Below are 17,319 nucleotides of genomic sequence, written 5' to 3'. Positions count from 1 at the left end.
CTGTAATATTTTTATATCACCATATAGGGGGTGTGAAATATGTGGAAATATATTTTAAAGCGACTAGCTATTTCAGTCGTGACAATCTTTTTAATTTTATTGTTTTTATTTTTAATGCTTGAATTTATGCCAGGGACACCGTTTAATGATGAAAAGTTAACGGATGCTCAACGAGCATTACTTGAAGCAAAATATGGGCTCGATCAACCAATTTTCATTCGTTTCTTTAACTATTTAAAATTAGCCTTATTTGAAGGGGATTTTGGTGTTTCATATGCGATTCAAAAAGATGTACCCGTGAGTACATTGATTGGTGGTCGCGTTATGATTACGATTCGTATTGGATTACAAGCGATTGTGTTAGGAACAGTGATTGGTTTATTACTTGGACTAGTGGCTGCGCTTCGTCGTAATACGTGGGTTGATACTGGAGCTACTGTTATTTCAGTGATTGGAGTCAGTGTGCCATCGTATGTGTTTGCGTTAGGACTTTGTTTCTTTTTAGGTTATAAATTTAAATGGTTCCCAATTACGTATAATCTTGATAAGTCATTTTTATCAACGATTTTACCGACCATTGCACTTTCGATGTTTGTTATTGCGAACGTGGCACGCTTCTTGCGTTCAGAAATGATTGAGGTTTTACAATCGGACTTTATGTTGCTCGTTAAAGCAAAAGGAGTTAAAAAGAAAAATTTAATTTTAAAACATGCGATGAGAAATGCCCTAATTCCGGTTATCACAGTCGTTGCACCATTAATGGTCAGTTTAATGACGGGAAGCTTAGTGGTAGAGAAAATCTTTGCGATTCCTGGTATGGGGAGTTTATTGGTGACAGCGATTCAAGTGAATGACTACAATGTCATCATTGCCTTATCGTTTATTTACAGTATTTTGTTCATCGGAACAATGTTAGTTGTGGATATTTTATATGGAGTCATTGATCCAAGAATCCGTTTATCGAAAGAAGGTGGAAGTCATGAGTCATAATCAAGATTTTTTACAAAATGATTTTGAGTTAGTCTTTCAAGATGAAAAAATCCAAACTGATGTCGTGTATCAAGGGCAATCGTTTTGGAAAGATGTCTGGCAGCGATTTATTCAAAATAAAGGAGCATTAGTTGGATTTGTTTTTATTGTTTTTTTAGTGTTAATGGCGATTTTTGCACCGATGTTTAGTTCACATACGTATGATTCGGTCATTATGGAACATGTTAATTTACCACCACGTATTCCGGGGCTTGAAAAGTTAGGAATTTTTAATGGAACTCATAATGGTGTCAATGTTTATGAACAACGTGGACTAGATGAGGTGTATTACTTTTTTGGAACAGATACGCTCGGGCGTGATATTTGGACGCGAGTTTGGATGGGAACGCGAGTTTCTTTATATATTGCAGCATTAGCGGTTGTGATTGATATGGTGCTTGGGATGACATATGGAATGATTTCTGGTTATCTTGGTGGACGTGTAGATATTTATATGCAACGTTTTATTGAGATACTAAGTGGGATTCCGAATTTAGTGATTGTGACGCTACTGGTTATTGTGATGAAACCAGGGATTATGTCTATTACGATTGCTTTGTTAATTACAGGCTGGATTGGGATGAGCCGTGTGGTCAGATCGCAAGTCTTGAAGTTAAAGGAACTTGATTACATTTTAGCCTCTCGAACATTAGGAGTTAAAACCCCAGGTATTATTAAGCAGGATATTTTGCCGAATATTTTCGGACAAGTCATTATTATGTCGATGTTTTCAATTCCAAATGCGATTTTTTATGAGTCATTTTTAGCGTTTATCGGACTTGGATTACAGCCACCGATGGCTTCACTAGGAGTATTAATTAGTGATGGATTTAAGTCGTTACTTGCTTATCCACATATGTTGTTATTTCCAGTTGTTGTATTAGCGATTTTAATGTTGAGTTTTAATATGTTAGCAGATGGACTGCGTGATGCATTTGATCCAAAAATGAAAGAGATGTAAGGAGGGGGACTATGGAGAGAAAAAAGGTTTTAGCGATACGTGATTTAGAAATTTCATTTTCAACGTCTTCTGGTCCTGTAAGTGCGATTCGTGGCGTTCGTTTAGATTTATTCCAAGGAGAAACGGTCGCTATTGTTGGCGAGAGTGGGAGTGGAAAGTCTGTCACAACAAAAGCTGTTTTAGGGATTTTAAGTGAGAATGGGAAGATTGAAAAAGGAAGTATTCAGTTTACGTATGACCGCGATGGAGAAGAAGTGACGCGTGATTTAACGAAGTTAAGTGATCAAGAGATGCAACGTCATATTCGTGGAAAACGAATTGCGATGGTGTTTCAAGATCCGATGACGTCACTTGACCCAACGATGACGATTGGGAGTCAAATTATTGAAGGGATGCAGGAGCATTATCGTACGTCGTTTCATGAAGCGAAAGAAAAAGCGATTGAATTATTAGAACTTGTTGGAATTACCGATCCTGAGAAACGATTTAAACAATATCCACATCAACTTTCAGGTGGGATGCGTCAACGTGTTGTGATTGCGATTGCGTTAGCATGTGAACCAGAAATTTTAATTTGTGATGAACCAACAACTGCCCTTGATGTGACGATTCAAGCGAAAATTTTACGTTTATTAAAAGAGATTCAACAAAAAACAAATGTTGCGATTATCTTTATTACGCATGATTTAGGGGTCGTTGCGAATATTGCAGATTATGTGGCTGTGATGTATGCAGGTAAAATTATTGAAAAAGGATCTGTTGAAGAGATTTTCTATGATCCAAGACACCCTTATACTTGGGGACTTTTATCTTCAATTCCAGATTTAGAGTCAGATGATGAGTATTTATACACCATTCCGGGAACACCGCCGAATTTATTAAATGAGGTTAAAGGGGATGCATTTGCTCCTCGTAATGTTATGGCTTTGAATATTGATTATCGAGTAGACCCACCCATGTTTAATGTCGGCGGAAAACATCGTGTGGCGACTTGGTTAGCGGATGAACGTGCTCCAAAAGTTGAGATGCCAGAGGCATTAAAACGACGTATTGAAAAAATGAAGAAAGGAGGTTGTTTCTAATGGAACCCTTATTAAAGGTTGAGAACCTAACGCAGCATTTTAAAATGAATAAGCATTATACAGTTAAGGCGGTTAATGGATTAGATTTTGAAATTTATCCGGGTGAGACTTTTGGTCTTGTAGGAGAAAGTGGATCTGGAAAATCAACAACAGGTCGATCGATTATTCGTTTGTATGATCCAACGGATGGAACGATTACGTTTGATGGCGTTGAGATTTCAGGGAAGTTAAATGCAGAGACTGAACGCCATTTACGTACGAACATGCAAATGATTTTTCAAGATCCTATGGCTTCACTAAATCCACGTAAGAAAGTCTTAGATTTAATTGCTCAAGGAATTGATGTCCACAAGCTTTATGATTCAAAAGAAGAGCGAAATGAATTAGTGTTTAAAATGTTAGAACGAGTTGGGTTATCTCGTGATCATGCGTACCGTTATCCACACCAATTTTCTGGAGGACAACGTCAACGGATTGGAATTGCCCGTGCGTTAATTATGAATCCTAAACTAATCATCGCGGATGAAGCGATTAGTGCTTTAGATGTTTCGATTCAAGCGCAAGTAGTCAACCTCATGAAGCGAATTCAAAAAGAAACAGGAATTGCTTATTTATTTATTGCACACGATTTATCTATGGTTAAATATATTTCTAATCGGATTGGGGTCATGCACTTAGGTCACTTAGTAGAAGTTGGTACTCGTGAGGAAATCTTTAATAATCCGATTCATCCGTATACAAAATCTTTACTTTCAGCTATTCCAAATCCTGATCCAATTTATGAAAAAACACGTGAGATCTTAACCTACGATGCTTCAAGTGTCGATTATGAAAAGGGAATTCGTCATCAAATCAGTGAGACACATTCTGTCTTAGCAACCCCTGATGAATTTAAACGTTGGATGCAAGATTAAATAGTAAAAAACCTTCTAAATTAGAAGGTTTTTTACTATTTAAGAACAAAGATAAATATGACATATTTATTTATGTTGATCGTCTAGTTATAATAGTTGTGAGAGCTTATATAAGATAGGAAATTAACTGATCACCCAAAAGGGTGAAATTTTAAATGAATTTAAGATTGTTTTAAGTTAAAAATGGCATAATAAAGATAAAGCGAGTAGGATAATTTGGAAATTAAGTCTTATTTTTTAGTCATTTAAATCAATTTCATCCTAATTTTGTTATAATGAAAATAACATTCGTTTTTTACAACTTTTCTAAAACAATATCATAAAATGTCCGATATTTTAAGGTATGATAAAATTGGAAATGGTTGAAAATAAAGTGAGTGATTCTCTTTGAAAAAGGTGATAACATGCTTTTTGATACTCATGTACATTTAAATGATAAGAAATATGATGAAGATTTATTAGAAGTGATGGAACGTGCTAAAAATGAAGGTGTGACTCGTATGCTTGTTGTTGGGTATGATCAACGTTCTAATCGACGCGCAATTGAACTTGCAGAGCAATATGATTTCATTTATGCTGCGGTAGGATGGCACCCCGTAGATTCCATTTATTTAACGGAAGCTTTATTTTTAGAGTTAGTTGAACAAGTCAAACATCCGAAAGTCGTAGCTGTTGGTGAGTGTGGATTAGATTATCATTGGGATACGTCACCGGTTGATGTCCAAAAAGAAGTGTTTGTCAGGCAAATTAAATTAGCTCAAGAAGTGAGTAAGCCACTGATCATACACACGCGCGAATCCATTGCAGATACACTAGAAATTTTAACAAACCATGATGCGAAAACTGTAGGTGGCGTTATGCATTGTTATAGTGGAAGTGTTGAAATGGCAAGGCAATTTATTAATTTAAACTTTAAAATTTCACTTGGTGGTCCCGTTACTTTTACAAATGGGCGTCGTCCACAGGCGGTAGCCACAGAGATTCCGCTAGAAGAATTACTAGTTGAAACAGATGCACCATACTTAACACCACATCCACATCGTGGAACACGAAATGAACCTTTTTATGTGTCACTAGTCGCAAAAAAAATTGCTGAACTGAAAAACGTGCCCTATGAAACGGTCTGTGAACAGACAACGGCAAATGCTTGTGCCTTATTTAAGGTAGGATAAAATAATGAAAGGTGGATGATGAAATGAAGAATTTTAATTCGGGTAAAATAATCTATACTTTATTAGTTGTTTTAGTGACAGCTTGGAGTGTTTTCTTTATTGCTAATTATTATCATGATAAGAAAGATAATAACATTATTTCTGGAATTGTTGAAACGACAGATGAGGATGGAAATACTCAAATTGTTCAAGAAGTTGTCGAACGTGAAGTGGTAACACAAGAAGAAGCACGTATTGATGCAATTAATACTGTTTCTCCTGCTATTGTTGGGGTTGTCAACTTCTCAAGAAATACAACGCAAGGTGAAGGATCTGGAATTGTTTATAAAACAGACGGAAAAGATGCTTACATCGTAACCAATCAACATGTTATTGATAGCGGGGATTACTTTGAGGTTGTATTCTCTAATGGAAATCGCGCGGAAGCAACGTTAATTGGTAGTGATATTTATACGGATTTAGCTGTTTTAAAAGTGAGCGACGTTGAAGTAGAGGCTGTTGCCGAGTTTGGAAATACAGAAGACTTACAAATTGGACAAACGGTCATTGCCATTGGAAATCCATTAGGACTTGATTTTGCGGGATCAGCAACATCAGGAATTGTATCTGGTAAAGATCGCGTCATTTCAGTAGATTTAAATGGAGACAATTATGATGATTGGGAAATGACTGTTTTACAAACTGATACTGCCATTAATCCAGGGAATAGTGGTGGAGCTTTGATTAATTTAGATGGAAAAGTGGTTGGAATTAATTCGATGAAAATTGCGACAAGTTCTGTTGAGGGGATGTCATTCTCTATCCCAACTTATGTCGCTCTTCCAATCATCAACGATTTAGAGACATACGGAGAAGTTCACCGTCCACAATTAGGGGTATATATTCAAGAAATGAGTATGATCCCAGATCGTCTGAAAGAAATTTTAAATATTCCAACCGATCAAAAAACGGGTGTCTTCATTTATGAGGTATTTGAAGGTGGAGTAGCTGAGAAAATGGGACTTAAAGCTGGGGATATTATTACAGCAGTCAATGGTGAAGAAGTTGAAGATACAATGGCATTTAGAAAGAAATTATACTCAATGCGTGAAGGTGATAATCTTGAATTAACTGTGATTCAAGATGGTGAAACAAAAAATTTATCAACAACCATTGAGCCAGCCGACTCAAATAGTCTTTAATTAAAGGAATGTATTGAATTTCATTTTGAGCTAGAGAATTTTTTCTCTAGCTTTTTTTAAAAAAGACTTAGTTAATCAGTTATTTTTGATATAATGATAACTTTGATGTAAGGTGAGTGTTACAATTAAATTGATAAAAGAGGTTCTTTTTTTATTAATGATATGATAAGGGGAAGTTTGCAATGTTAATTCATGATGAGTTATATGGATGTTTTGAAATTGCACCTGTCTTAGATGAATTAGTTCAGTGTAAGGCTATTCAGCGTTTGAAAAAGATTCATCAAGGAGGAGCTACTTTTTTAGTTGATTCGAGATGGAGTGGAACCCGATATGATCACTCCATTGGGGTGATGCTTTTAATTAGGCTATGTTAGCTAACTTTGTGATTAATTATATCTAAAATAGGCTATAATATAGGTATAGACTATATTTCAACTAATTTACAGAAAGGATACCTAATATTATGTCAAAAATAGATATAAAAGCTATGATAAAAGATTTAAAAAAGAATGAACTTACAGAGTTAATTTCAGTAGCACAAGAAGTATTAAGTACTTTATTTAATTCTTCTGAAATTAGAGATAATGTTAAAGAAAGTAGATTTTCTAAAGGATACGAGTGCCCAAAATGTCAATGTAAAGATGTAAATAAAAATGGGAAATCTAATGGAAGACAAAGATATATATGTAAACGTTGTCGTACAAGTTTTGATGAGTTTACTATGTCCCCATTCTCTAATACAAAATTAGGGTTAGATAAATGGATAAAATACTGCGAATTAATGATATTAGGACTTTCTATAAGAAAATGTGCTGAAGAAGTAGGAGTAGGTGTTAAAACGTCTTTTTACATGCGTCATAGGATACTTGATGTAATCAATTTATCATTAAAAAATGATAAAGTTGAAGGTATAGTTGAAGTAGATGAATGCTTTATTAAGGAGTCTTTTAAAGGGAATCATTCTAAAAGTACTACATTTGTAATGCCTAGAAATCCTAGAAAAAGAGGTAAAGGTAAAAATGATAAGAAGAAAAGAGGAATATCAAAAGAGCAGATTTGCATAGAGACAGCAATTGATAGAAAAGGAAATATCCTTATGAGTGCTGTTTGTAATGGCAGAATTACAACAAATCAAATAATTAACTTCTTTGACAATAAAATATGTGAAGATGCTACTTTTTGCGTAGATTCACATAAATCATATATGGCAATAAAGGATAAGTTGAATATAGAGTTAAAGCAAGTTCCTAGGGGAAAATCAATGATAGATAGTGTTTATCATTTACAGCATATAAATGCTCTTCACAGTAGCTTTAAGAGATGGTTAATGACTTTTAATGGTGTATCCACAAAATATATCAATAATTATTTGGCTTGGTTTAAATTTCTACAACTAAGTAAGAAAAATAAAAAGAATGACCGAATTAAAGATATGCTAGTGAATGTAGCTACTAAGGATACTTATGTAACTAGAGCCACTATTAGAAATAGATTCATTGAGTTAATATAAAATAAGGAACTTTACTTAGAATTAATGAAACCATTTTATAATTGGAAAATAATTGAATACTTTGTATAATATAATTAAGTTCACAATTGTTATATAATGTGAAGTGAAGATATTATTAATATTATATATAAATAGAAATTTCTAGAGGTGATAAAGTGATTGGAATAAATGATGCTTGTGAAATATTGAGTTGGGCATATAATAATAATATAGAAATATGGTTAGATGGTGGTTGGGGTGTAGATGCTTTACTTGGAAAAGAAACACGTCAGCATAATGACATTGATTTATTTGTAGAAGAAAAAAACTATAATAAATTTATTGAAATAATTAAAAATAAAGGATTTAATGAAATTGTAGTGGAGTATACAAGTGAAGTGCATACTATTTGGTCTGATAATAAATTACGAATTATTGATTTACACATGTTTAAAGATAACTGTGATGGAACCATATGTTATGAAGGCGAAGTTTTTCAAAAAAATATATTCGATGGTGTTGGAAAAATAGGAAATATTATGGTTTCTTGTATAAATGCTAAAAATCAAGTCTTATTTCACTTAGGGTATGAATTTGGAGAAAGTGATATTCATGATGTAAAATTATTATGTAAAGAATTTAACATTCCGATACCTAAAGAATATGAAAATTTTTAAATTAGCGATAAATTATAATCTTTAGATTTAATAATATTACTATATCACGAAGAATTTATAATAAGTCATAAAAACAACCACATCTTATAATTCAATGTATTGAAAAATCTAAGGCGTGGTTGTTTTTATGTCATATCTATCACGAAGATAGCTAACATAGCCTTTAATTAAATTATTAGGCGGTGGTATTGAAGAACAGATTCTAGGATTACTTCATGATGTCTCACACACTGCCTTTTCTCATGTGATTGATTATGTATTAGAAGATGAGTTAGAAGATTTTCATGAGACACTATATGAAGAAATGGTTATGACGTCTGAAATTCCAACTATCTTAAGTCAGTATGGATACAACTATAAAACGATTTTAAATATGAATAGTTCCCGCTTAGAAGCATCTCTTCCATCATTGTGTGCGGATCGAATTGATTATACGCTTCGAGATTTGTATCACTGTGGATATGTATCTTTACAAGAGATTAAGAGTTTTATTCAAGATTTATCTTTTGTAGATAATCAAATAGTCATTCAGTCATTAGACATGGCCGAGTGGTTTACTAAAGCTTACTATCATGAAGTGATTGATTTTTTCATGCATCCATTGAATATTTATGCTAATCATCAGTTGACACAAGTACTAAAGGAAGCTCTTGATGAAAAGATAATCACATTAGAAGATTTTAAGCAAGATGATGAATTTTTACTAAATCACATTCGAAATAGTGAAAATGACTCTTTAATTCAGGCGTTAAATCAGATTCATAGTGAGGTAATTTTAGTCGAAGATAAGGCTCATAATGATATTCATAAAAAACTAAAACCAAGAATGGTAAATCCTATTGTTTGTTTTGAAGGTGATTTTAAAAAGCTCAGTGACATATCCACAAGTGCTAATACACTTATTCAAACGGGCATAGAAAAATTACAAAAAGGAATTTATTTGCGAATTGAGAGTAAATAAAAACTTCAAGAAAATGAGAGACGATCCTCTTCTTTTCTTGAAGTTTTTTATGTTAGTCATTAATTATATCGTCATTGTCTACGAGTGCACTTTTATGATGATGTCCACTACAAGCAACGGTTGGAACATTGTTAATTTCATAATAAAGGGTAACCTTTTTTTTACAGCTATCTGAGGCTAAGTATCCGGTAATCGGATCAATACTAACGGCAACGACATCATCAGGTGCTTCAAACCACTGTGATCCTGACTCTTTGAGTGAGTTTTCCATCACATCAGCCCAAATATTTTTGGCGTATCGGTTAACTTCAACACCATCAAGTGTTCGTCCTTGATCATAACCGGTCCAAACAGTTGTTACTAGTTCAGGGGTATAACCAATCATCCATGAATCTGTATTGGTTGATCCACTTTTTCCAGCATACTGATGTGTTAAGTTTGGGATGATTGAAAGCCCTGTGACTGAAAGATGATTATTATTTTGCATATTAAACATGCCAGTCATTAGTTCGTTCATGACATAGGTCTTTGTTGAATCTAAAACTTGTTGATCTTCTTTGATCGTATCAGAGTAGACTAGAAATTCACGATCATCAGTAATTTTAGTAATAAAGGTTCGATTAACCTCTTTTCCGTTATTTGCAAAGATACTGTACGCTTCTGCCATTTCCATAATATTAATCGGTTCTACACCAAGAGCTGCTGATGGAAGCTGTGGAATCTCTGCACTTATTCCAAAACGTTTGGTTGTTTCAGGTAAAACATTCAGTCCTAAAAACGTATGAGTTTTGACTGCATAAATATTATCAGAAACAGCAATTGCATTAGCCATGGAGATACTATCGTATGAATAAGCATTAGAATAGTTACTTGGGGTATAAGTATCCTTTCCATCGTTATAAGGGAAAGTCGTTGGCTCATTCATAAAGGTCGTGGATGGACTGAATCCATACTCTAGCGCTGCATAATAAAGAAAGGGTTTCATTAACGATCCAATTTGACGCTTACTATAAAGCGCACGATTATATTGTGAAACTTCATAATCCGTTCCACCACTGAGTGCTTTCACATAACCGGTTGAAGGTTCAATCACAATGACAGCTGTTTGAACCTCTTGATCAGTGATTGTTTCTTCAATGGCTTCATTCACATAGTTTTGAATGTCGCGATCAAGTGTTGTATAAATATTTAAATTTCGATAAGAATTTGCTTGTTCACCTAAAAGAGCATCGACTTCTGCTAAAACGGCATCGACATAATAAGGGGCATCAAAATCAATGCCTTCGGGATATTCTCCAATAACAACGGGCTCACTGGCTAAGGCTTCATCATATTCATCTTTGGTGATATAGTTTTCAGTTAGCATTGAACTCAGCACGACTTTTTGACGTTTTTGTGAGTTTTCTTTGTGACTAATTGGAGAATAGTAACTCGGACCTTTTGGAATTCCCACAAGAATCGAGGCTTCTGCTAGTGTCAATTCACTGGCGTGTTTTCCAAAGTAGTAAAGAGAGGCATCTTCAATGCCGTAGTTTCCATGACCGAAATTAATTGTATTTAAATAGCCTTCTAAAATCGTATCTTTATCATAGTTTAATTCAAGACGAAGCGTATAAAAGGCTTCTTTAATCTTTCGAGACCATGTTTTTTCAAAACTTAAATAAAGGTTACGAGCATATTGTTGAGAGATGGTTGAAGCCCCTTGAGAACGAGTTCCCTTCATGACATTTGTCACCATTGCCTTTGCGATACGTAAAGGATCGAATCCAAAATGATCGTAAAAGTTACGATCTTCGGTTGCAATAAATCCGTCAATCACATAAGGAGAAATCTCATTAAGACTAACCCAGTGTTGATCTTTAGGATACGTCTTTTCTAAAAAAACTTCACCGTCTGCATCATAAAATGTAATGGATGTATTTAAATGAATATCAGGAGCCGGCAAGTATTTAAAATACTGATAAGTCGTTAAACCCAAAATGGCAACAAGCTCAAGACAAATAATTGTGACAACACGCGTATGTTTAGAACTAAAGAAAGTGGATAAATTCTCACGTAATCTCATAACTTCACCTCAAAAATTAGTTTATCCACAAATGATTAGAATATTTACAAAATGAGGTAAAAATTAAAATAAAAGGAATATTATAAATCGAAATTAGAAAATCTTATGTTCTACATCAATCTACATATGTTTTCCATCGTTAAACACTTTACCTTCTATGAGTCATGAATTTAAACATATAACTGGTAATATATAGATAAAAATGGGAAATAAATTGACATAAAATAGATAAAACAGTATAATTTTAGATTATATTAAATAATTTTTAAAAGCTCTAACAATGAAAAATAAGCAGGGGACAGTAGTCAGTCCTTTTTTAAGTTAAAATGACAAAAAGGAGTTAATAATGTATTTAATTTGGTTATTAATCAGTGTTTTTTTTGGACTATTAATTGAAACAGTTGCATATGTATTAATCGGGGAAAAATTCATATCATGGCAATGTTTTTTAACAGTCGTTCATCAAATTCGTAAACGAGAGGGCCAAGTTCAATATATTGTGATGCAAACTCTTTTAACTGGATTAGTTTTATTCCTTCTTCATCAAAAGGGGATCAGTTTAGAGTTTTATAAGTTGATTTTCTTTACCATCATGATGATGCTCATTGGATATATTGATTTTAAAACCACTTTTGTGTATCGATGGACGACTTTTTTGACATTTATAGGGGGATTATTTTTTATCTCGGTTGAATCAATGCTATTAAAAGCATGGCCAATTGATTCTGTGATAGGTTTTTTCATTGGGTTTAGTGTGATCGGTCTCATTGTCTTTCTAACTCGTGGAATGGGAGAGGGAGATATCGAAATTGCCGCCTTATGTGGGTTATTTTTAGGTGTAATTGGAAGTTTTTTAACTTTATTCTTAGGAATTATTTTCGGAGGAGTTGCAGGGACTGTTTTACTGATCAGACGAAAAAAAGGATTAAAAGACGAAATGGCTTTTGGTCCTTATTTAGTGATGGGGGCGTTCATTGCTATGTTATGGGGAAATGAATTATTTCAATGGTACTTAGGGTTATTTTAGTGGGATATTTTGTATATTAATTGAATAATGATATGAATATAGGTATAATTTATTTAAAATTTAAAGTTTGGGAGAGTAGCGATGGCTTTAGTAGAAAAAAGACGATTAGGAGATATTTTAGTTCGTGCAGGAAAAATTAATCATTTTCAACTTCAAGAAGCGCTAAAAAGTCAAAAAATACTTGGCAAAAAATTAGGGGAAATTTTAGTCGAGCAAAATATTATGACGGAGCAAGATATTATTGAAGCAATTGAAGAACAAACAGGAATTCAACAGGTCAATTTAAATGAGATTATTTTTGATAAACGTGCGATTAAAACAGTCTCACAAAATTTATGTGAGAAATATGGATTAGTTCCTTTTGAGCTAGAAGTAGATAAGATTAAAGTGGCGATGGTTGATCCACTTAATATATTTGCCATTGATGATATTTCCATTGCAACGGCGCTAGAAGTTGAAGTGTACATTGCTCCTAAAAGTGATATTCATAAATTTATTAAAATTATTTATACGAGTGAAGAAGTTTCTAAAGCTGCCCAAGCCTTAACGCAAGAATCTTTACAAAACCGCTTAGTAACTGCTGATATTGAAGATTTAGAAGATGTCAAAAATGCACCTGTTGTTAAAATGGTTGACTTCTTATTTCGAAATTCAATCGAAATGCGTGCATCAGATATTCATATTGAACCTTTTGAACAAGAAATTCGCATTCGCTATCGTATTGATGGAGATTTACGTCTAATCAATACCTTAGGAATTGAATCACTCGCTCCACTTGTGACACGTATTAAAATTATGGCAGGGTTAAACATTGCTGAAAAGCGTACGCCTCAAGATGGACGAATTGTCATGCGAGTCGGGGGATATGATTTAGATTTACGTGTTTCTGTCTTACCGGTTGTCAGCGGAGAGAAGATTGTTATTCGTATTTTAAATCGTAGTTCTTATGAGTTTGGAAGAGATCGTCTAGGAATTAGTGCACATAATATTGAAAAACTCGAACGAATTCTAAGAAATCCACATGGGATTGTGTTAGTTACGGGGCCTACTGGTAGTGGGAAATCGACAACGCTTTATACGTTATTAAGTGATTTAAATTCTGAAAAAGTAAATATTGTTACGGTTGAAGATCCTGTTGAATATACACTCACAGGAATTAACCAGGTTAACGTAAATACTAAGTCAGGGGTAACCTTTGCAAGTGGACTAAGAAGTATTCTTCGTCAAGATCCCGATATCGTCATGATTGGAGAGATTCGTGATGAAGAAACAGCACAAATTGCAACACGTGCCGCTATTACCGGACATCTAGTTTTAAGCACTCTTCATACCAATGATGCACCAGCAACGATTACGCGTTTGATTGATATGGGGGTTGAGCCTTATTTAGTGGCGTCGTCTATTACTGGTGTCATTGCTCAGCGTTTAGTGAAGAAAATTTGTCCACATTGTAAAATAGCTTATGAAGCATCAGAACTTGAAAAGCATTTCTTATGTGTCGATATAAATCAACCATTGACGTTATATAAAGGAGTCGGTTGTGGACATTGTCAACAAACAGGGTATATTGGACGTACAGGAATTTATGAAGTCATGGAAATTACGAAAGAACATCGAGAAGCGATTTCTAAAAATGAAGGACTGTCAACAATTCGCCAATTATCTGAAAAACAAGGAATGACGTTACTAGCCGATGAGTGTCGTGATTTAGTTTTAAATGGGATGACAACGATTGAAGAGTTAGCCCATGTGAGCATTTCTAATCAGTAGAGGAGGGGAATAATGGCCAAGTTTAAATACCGTGCTTTAACGACGAGTAATGAAAAAGTTGAAGGAGTTTATGAAGCGAAATCAAAAGATGAGGTATTAGCCATTATTTCTTCTAATGGTTATTATCCATTAATGGTTGAAGAAATTATTGAGAGCCAACAAATCAACTTAGGATTTAGCAAAAAGGTTAAATTAAAAGATATGGCTGTATTCTGTCGTCAGTTTTATACGATGTTAGATGCAGGGGTTCAAATTGATCACTGTTTAAATATTTTATCAGAACAATTAACACATCCAGAATTGAAAAAGGCAATTGCTCAAGTTGAGGATGAAGTCAGACGTGGAGAGTCACTGTCAGAATCAATGAGCCAACATAACGAGGTTTTCCCGGAATTATTACTAAAAATGATTCAATCAGGAGAAGTCAGTGGGAATTTAGATACGATTATGTTAAGGATGTCGGCTTATTATGAAAAAGAAAGTAAAGTGAGCAGTAAAGTTAAAAATGCGATGATTTATCCCGCTATATTAGCCATTGTCGCAGCGGGAGCTGTCACTGTAATTCTAACCTTTGTCATGCCAACTTTCATTCAAATGTTTGATGAAAATGGAGTTGAACTTCCGTGGTTAACGAGAGCCTTACTTGCGACGAGTGATTTTATGACATCACAGTATCTATTAATCATCACCACGCTGTTTTTAGCGTTTTTTGGATATCGAATGTATGCGAAAACGGATCATGGAAAGTATACACTGAGTCAAATGAAGTTAGCCATTCCGATCCTCAAACCACTAAATCAAAAAATGATTGTCTCTCGCTTTACGAGAACTCTATCGACCTTACTATCAAGTGGAATCCCACTTGCCCAATCAATTCACATTGTATCAGAGGTTGTACAAAATAAGGTCGCCGAACAAGCGTTGCAATCGGTTCGTGAAGAACTCGTTAAAGGAGAGGGATTGAGTGGTCCGATTTTAGAGACGAAGATTTTCCCACCAATGTTATCGTCTATGATTCACATTGGTGAAGAGACGGGATCGCTTGATGATATTTTAGCAAAAACGGCTGACTTTTATGATGATGAATTAGAAGCTCAAATTCAAGCAACAACGGCTTTAATTGAGCCGTTACTGATTGTCGTCATGGGGATTATCATTGCAACCATTGTGTTAGCAATCATGATACCAATGTTTGAAATGTATACGCAAATTTAATGAACGTGTCCAAATCTAAAACTCATTCAAGTTTTAGTTGGAAATATAAAAAAGTATATATAGGGAGGAAAAAGTATGTTTAAAAAATTAATGTCAAAAAAACGTAACAAAAAACGTGGATTCACACTAATCGAGTTAATTATCGTTATCGCAATTATTGCAATTTTAGCAGCGATTGCAGTTCCAGCATTTGGTAAAATTCGTGAAAAAGCAAATGTGTCATCAGATTTAGGAACGGCACGTACAATTTACTCGGTAGTTACGGCTGCGATAGCTGATGAAAAGATTCTTCTACCAGCAGATAGAGCCACATTCACATATTATCCATTAAGTGCAGTAGGAGTGGTTCCAAGTGGTGGAACAGCATTTAGTGTTTTAACCGAAACACCTGGTGTTAAAACACCTAAAACTTATCAAAACTATAATTATTTTATAGGATTAAATAACAATGGAGATGTAGAAATTGTCGCTGCTTCTGGTACCAAAGCACCGACATCTAATGGTGATAGTGATACTGTTTATACCATCTATCCAAAGGGTGAAGATCGCTACGCACAATAGTATTTATTTTTAAAAAGTGTAAAGTTTCGGCTTTACACTTTTTAAAAATATGAGTATGAGTTGAGGTGATAAAAATGGAAGAGAAAAAGAAGTTTGATTTTAAGGCGCTTTTAACGGCAGATATTAATGATTTATTTAAGAAAAAAACAGCATCGTCTTCTAAACCATCCAAGATTAAAAAGCCAAAGTTAATGTTAAAACCGATTGTTTCTTTTGATTTTGGAAATGAGTTTATTAAAGTGGTAGAAGGTCGTTACATAAACAATCAATTAAAAATCACGAATTACTTTATGATTCCTACTCAAGGATTCATTGAAGATGGTCGTATTTTAGATGTTGCTCGTTTAAGTGAAGTCGTCAAAAAATCTTTAGAAGAAAACAATGTAAAAGCAAAGCATGCGGTTTGTACGTTAAACTCAACACAAATTATTAATCGTGAGTTATTCGTTCCAGTGGTTGAGGATGAGGAATTAGACACGGTCGTTCGTTATGAGATTCAACAGTTTTTACCGATTAACCTAGCTGATTATTTAATTCAATACGTCGTTTTAGAAGAAGTTGAAATTAGTGGGCAACCACGTCTGAAGTTAAATGTAGTGACATTCCCAGAAAAAATGGCATCATCTTATTATGAGTTATTCAAAGAAGTAGGATTAAAACCGTATGCACTTGATGTGAGTTATAATGCCTTAGGAAAGTTAGCTAATTATACACAGTTGGTAAAGGAAGTAACTGATTTAGAAGGTACGGTTGCTTTTGTTGATATAGGAGCTCAATCTATTGATTTAAATATTTTTAAAAATGGAAATATTCAGTTTACCCGTTTAATTAAATCTGGTGGAATTATCATCCATGAGAGATTGAATCAGCTGCCAGATATGTCAATAAAATCAGCGGCATCTTTAATCGAATCTGCTAATTTGACGGATGAAGATCCCGCTTCAAGAGTGTTAAGATTATGTGTCGATGAAATGATGTATGAACTCGAACGCGTCTTACAATTTTATCGAAATAAATCCGTTGGAAACCAAATTGATCACTTATTCATTCTAGGGGGACTTTCTCATCTAGAAGGCTTACCCACTTACATGAGTGATAAATTAAATATTCCTGTTTCATTATTAGATGAATTAAATCAAGTGAGTTTTGAAAAACCAGCCAATGAAATTTATCATTATATCAATGCCATTGGTGCAATGATTCGTTTGTAGGGGG

General features: G+C 34.1%; 16 protein-coding genes. 15 read left to right on the top strand and 1 reads right to left on the bottom strand.

What is annotated here, in order from left to right; genetic code table 11:
* Positions 1-39 precede the first annotated feature (39 nt).
* The 10 genes from JRC48_RS08535 to JRC48_RS08490 all read left to right on the top strand — a co-directional run bounded on the left by JRC48_RS08535 (position 40) and on the right by JRC48_RS08490 (position 9,466).
* The gene (locus JRC48_RS08535; RefSeq protein WP_235069174.1) at positions 40-990 is read left to right on the top strand and encodes an ABC transporter permease; all 951 of its coding nucleotides are present in this window, start codon (positions 40-42) and stop codon (positions 988-990) included.
* A complete protein-coding gene (opp3C, locus tag JRC48_RS08530) occupies positions 980-1,990 on the top strand; it encodes an oligopeptide ABC transporter permease (RefSeq protein ID WP_235069173.1) in 1,011 nt (336 codons plus the stop codon). The genes JRC48_RS08535 and opp3C overlap by 11 nt, the downstream gene beginning before the upstream one ends.
* An 11-nt stretch (positions 1,991-2,001) precedes the next feature.
* Complete coding sequence (locus tag JRC48_RS08525) at positions 2,002-3,072, top strand: ABC transporter ATP-binding protein (RefSeq protein WP_235069172.1); 1,071 nt, start codon at positions 2,002-2,004, stop codon at positions 3,070-3,072.
* Positions 3,072-3,986 (top strand): ABC transporter ATP-binding protein, encoded by a 915-nt coding sequence (locus JRC48_RS08520; protein WP_235069171.1) that lies wholly within the window; start codon positions 3,072-3,074, stop codon positions 3,984-3,986. Before JRC48_RS08525 ends, JRC48_RS08520 begins: the two co-directional genes overlap by 1 nt.
* Positions 3,987-4,390: 404 nt before the next feature.
* Positions 4,391-5,158, top strand: a complete 768-nt coding sequence (locus tag JRC48_RS08515; protein WP_235069170.1) for a TatD family hydrolase — start codon at positions 4,391-4,393, stop codon at positions 5,156-5,158.
* A gap of 23 nt (positions 5,159-5,181) precedes the next feature.
* The gene (locus tag JRC48_RS08510; protein ID WP_235069169.1) at positions 5,182-6,339 is read left to right on the top strand and encodes a S1C family serine protease; all 1,158 of its coding nucleotides are present in this window, start codon (positions 5,182-5,184) and stop codon (positions 6,337-6,339) included.
* A 182-nt stretch (positions 6,340-6,521) separates the two neighbouring features.
* Positions 6,522-6,713, top strand: coding sequence for a hypothetical protein (locus JRC48_RS08505; RefSeq protein ID WP_235069168.1), 192 nt, complete (start codon positions 6,522-6,524; stop codon positions 6,711-6,713).
* 89 nt (positions 6,714-6,802) lie between these two features.
* Positions 6,803-7,849, top strand: a complete 1,047-nt coding sequence (locus JRC48_RS08500; protein WP_032492483.1) for an IS1595-like element ISCpe8 family transposase — start codon at positions 6,803-6,805, stop codon at positions 7,847-7,849.
* A 155-nt stretch (positions 7,850-8,004) separates the two neighbouring features.
* Positions 8,005-8,505, top strand: coding sequence for a lincosamide nucleotidyltransferase Lnu(P) (gene lnu(P) / locus JRC48_RS08495; protein ID WP_022071788.1), 501 nt, complete (start codon positions 8,005-8,007; stop codon positions 8,503-8,505).
* 244 nt (positions 8,506-8,749) lie between these two features.
* On the top strand, positions 8,750-9,466 hold the full coding sequence (locus tag JRC48_RS08490; protein WP_235069167.1) for a hypothetical protein: 717 nt from the start codon (positions 8,750-8,752) through the stop codon (positions 9,464-9,466).
* Positions 9,467-9,518: 52 nt separating this feature from the next.
* On the opposite strand, the gene JRC48_RS08485 is transcribed toward JRC48_RS08490, so the two are convergent.
* On the bottom strand, positions 9,519-11,531 hold the full coding sequence (locus tag JRC48_RS08485) for a transglycosylase domain-containing protein (RefSeq protein WP_235069166.1): 2,013 nt from the start codon (positions 11,529-11,531) through the stop codon (positions 9,519-9,521).
* 346 nt (positions 11,532-11,877) lie between these two features.
* Here JRC48_RS08485 and JRC48_RS08480 point away from each other — a divergent pair, with 346 nt between their 5' ends.
* From JRC48_RS08480 to pilM, 5 genes are all read left to right on the top strand, one after another.
* The gene (locus tag JRC48_RS08480; protein WP_235069165.1) at positions 11,878-12,558 is read left to right on the top strand and encodes an A24 family peptidase; all 681 of its coding nucleotides are present in this window, start codon (positions 11,878-11,880) and stop codon (positions 12,556-12,558) included.
* Between the two features lie 81 nt (positions 12,559-12,639).
* Positions 12,640-14,328: a GspE/PulE family protein gene (locus JRC48_RS08475; RefSeq protein ID WP_235069164.1), complete on the top strand. Its 1,689-nt coding sequence runs from the start codon at positions 12,640-12,642 to the stop codon at positions 14,326-14,328.
* 12 nt (positions 14,329-14,340) lie between these two features.
* On the top strand, positions 14,341-15,543 hold the full coding sequence (locus JRC48_RS08470; RefSeq protein ID WP_235069163.1) for a type II secretion system F family protein: 1,203 nt from the start codon (positions 14,341-14,343) through the stop codon (positions 15,541-15,543).
* Between the two features lie 75 nt (positions 15,544-15,618).
* On the top strand, positions 15,619-16,104 hold the full coding sequence (locus JRC48_RS12775) for a prepilin-type N-terminal cleavage/methylation domain-containing protein (RefSeq protein WP_370630363.1): 486 nt from the start codon (positions 15,619-15,621) through the stop codon (positions 16,102-16,104).
* Between the two features lie 74 nt (positions 16,105-16,178).
* On the top strand, positions 16,179-17,315 hold the full coding sequence (gene pilM / locus JRC48_RS08460) for a type IV pilus assembly protein PilM (RefSeq protein WP_235069162.1): 1,137 nt from the start codon (positions 16,179-16,181) through the stop codon (positions 17,313-17,315).
* The last annotated feature ends 4 nt before the right edge of the window (positions 17,316-17,319 follow it).

The sequence above is a fragment of the Turicibacter sp. TJ11 genome (genome assembly GCF_021497505.1).
In the GTDB taxonomy this organism is placed as follows: Bacteria; Bacillota_I; Bacilli_A; order MOL361; family Turicibacteraceae; genus Turicibacter.
Note: the sequence above shows the minus strand (reverse complement) of the source record. Positions and strands in the feature narration are given on the sequence as shown.

Coding starts and splice junctions, on each gene's coding strand:
- JRC48_RS08510 (WP_235069169.1), top strand. CDS start 5,182: ATGAAGAATTTTAATTCGGGTAAAATAATCTATACTTTATTAGTTGTT.
- JRC48_RS08535 (WP_235069174.1), top strand. CDS start 40: ATGTGGAAATATATTTTAAAGCGACTAGCTATTTCAGTCGTGACAATC.
- JRC48_RS08485 (WP_235069166.1), bottom strand. CDS start 11,531: ATGAGATTACGTGAGAATTTATCCACTTTCTTTAGTTCTAAACATACG.
- JRC48_RS12775 (WP_370630363.1), top strand. CDS start 15,619: ATGTTTAAAAAATTAATGTCAAAAAAACGTAACAAAAAACGTGGATTC.
- JRC48_RS08505 (WP_235069168.1), top strand. CDS start 6,522: ATGTTAATTCATGATGAGTTATATGGATGTTTTGAAATTGCACCTGTC.
- JRC48_RS08515 (WP_235069170.1), top strand. CDS start 4,391: ATGCTTTTTGATACTCATGTACATTTAAATGATAAGAAATATGATGAA.
- opp3C (WP_235069173.1), top strand. CDS start 980: ATGAGTCATAATCAAGATTTTTTACAAAATGATTTTGAGTTAGTCTTT.
- pilM (WP_235069162.1), top strand. CDS start 16,179: ATGGAAGAGAAAAAGAAGTTTGATTTTAAGGCGCTTTTAACGGCAGAT.
- JRC48_RS08520 (WP_235069171.1), top strand. CDS start 3,072: ATGGAACCCTTATTAAAGGTTGAGAACCTAACGCAGCATTTTAAAATG.
- JRC48_RS08525 (WP_235069172.1), top strand. CDS start 2,002: ATGGAGAGAAAAAAGGTTTTAGCGATACGTGATTTAGAAATTTCATTT.
- JRC48_RS08475 (WP_235069164.1), top strand. CDS start 12,640: ATGGCTTTAGTAGAAAAAAGACGATTAGGAGATATTTTAGTTCGTGCA.
- JRC48_RS08500 (WP_032492483.1), top strand. CDS start 6,803: ATGTCAAAAATAGATATAAAAGCTATGATAAAAGATTTAAAAAAGAAT.
- JRC48_RS08480 (WP_235069165.1), top strand. CDS start 11,878: ATGTATTTAATTTGGTTATTAATCAGTGTTTTTTTTGGACTATTAATT.
- JRC48_RS08470 (WP_235069163.1), top strand. CDS start 14,341: ATGGCCAAGTTTAAATACCGTGCTTTAACGACGAGTAATGAAAAAGTT.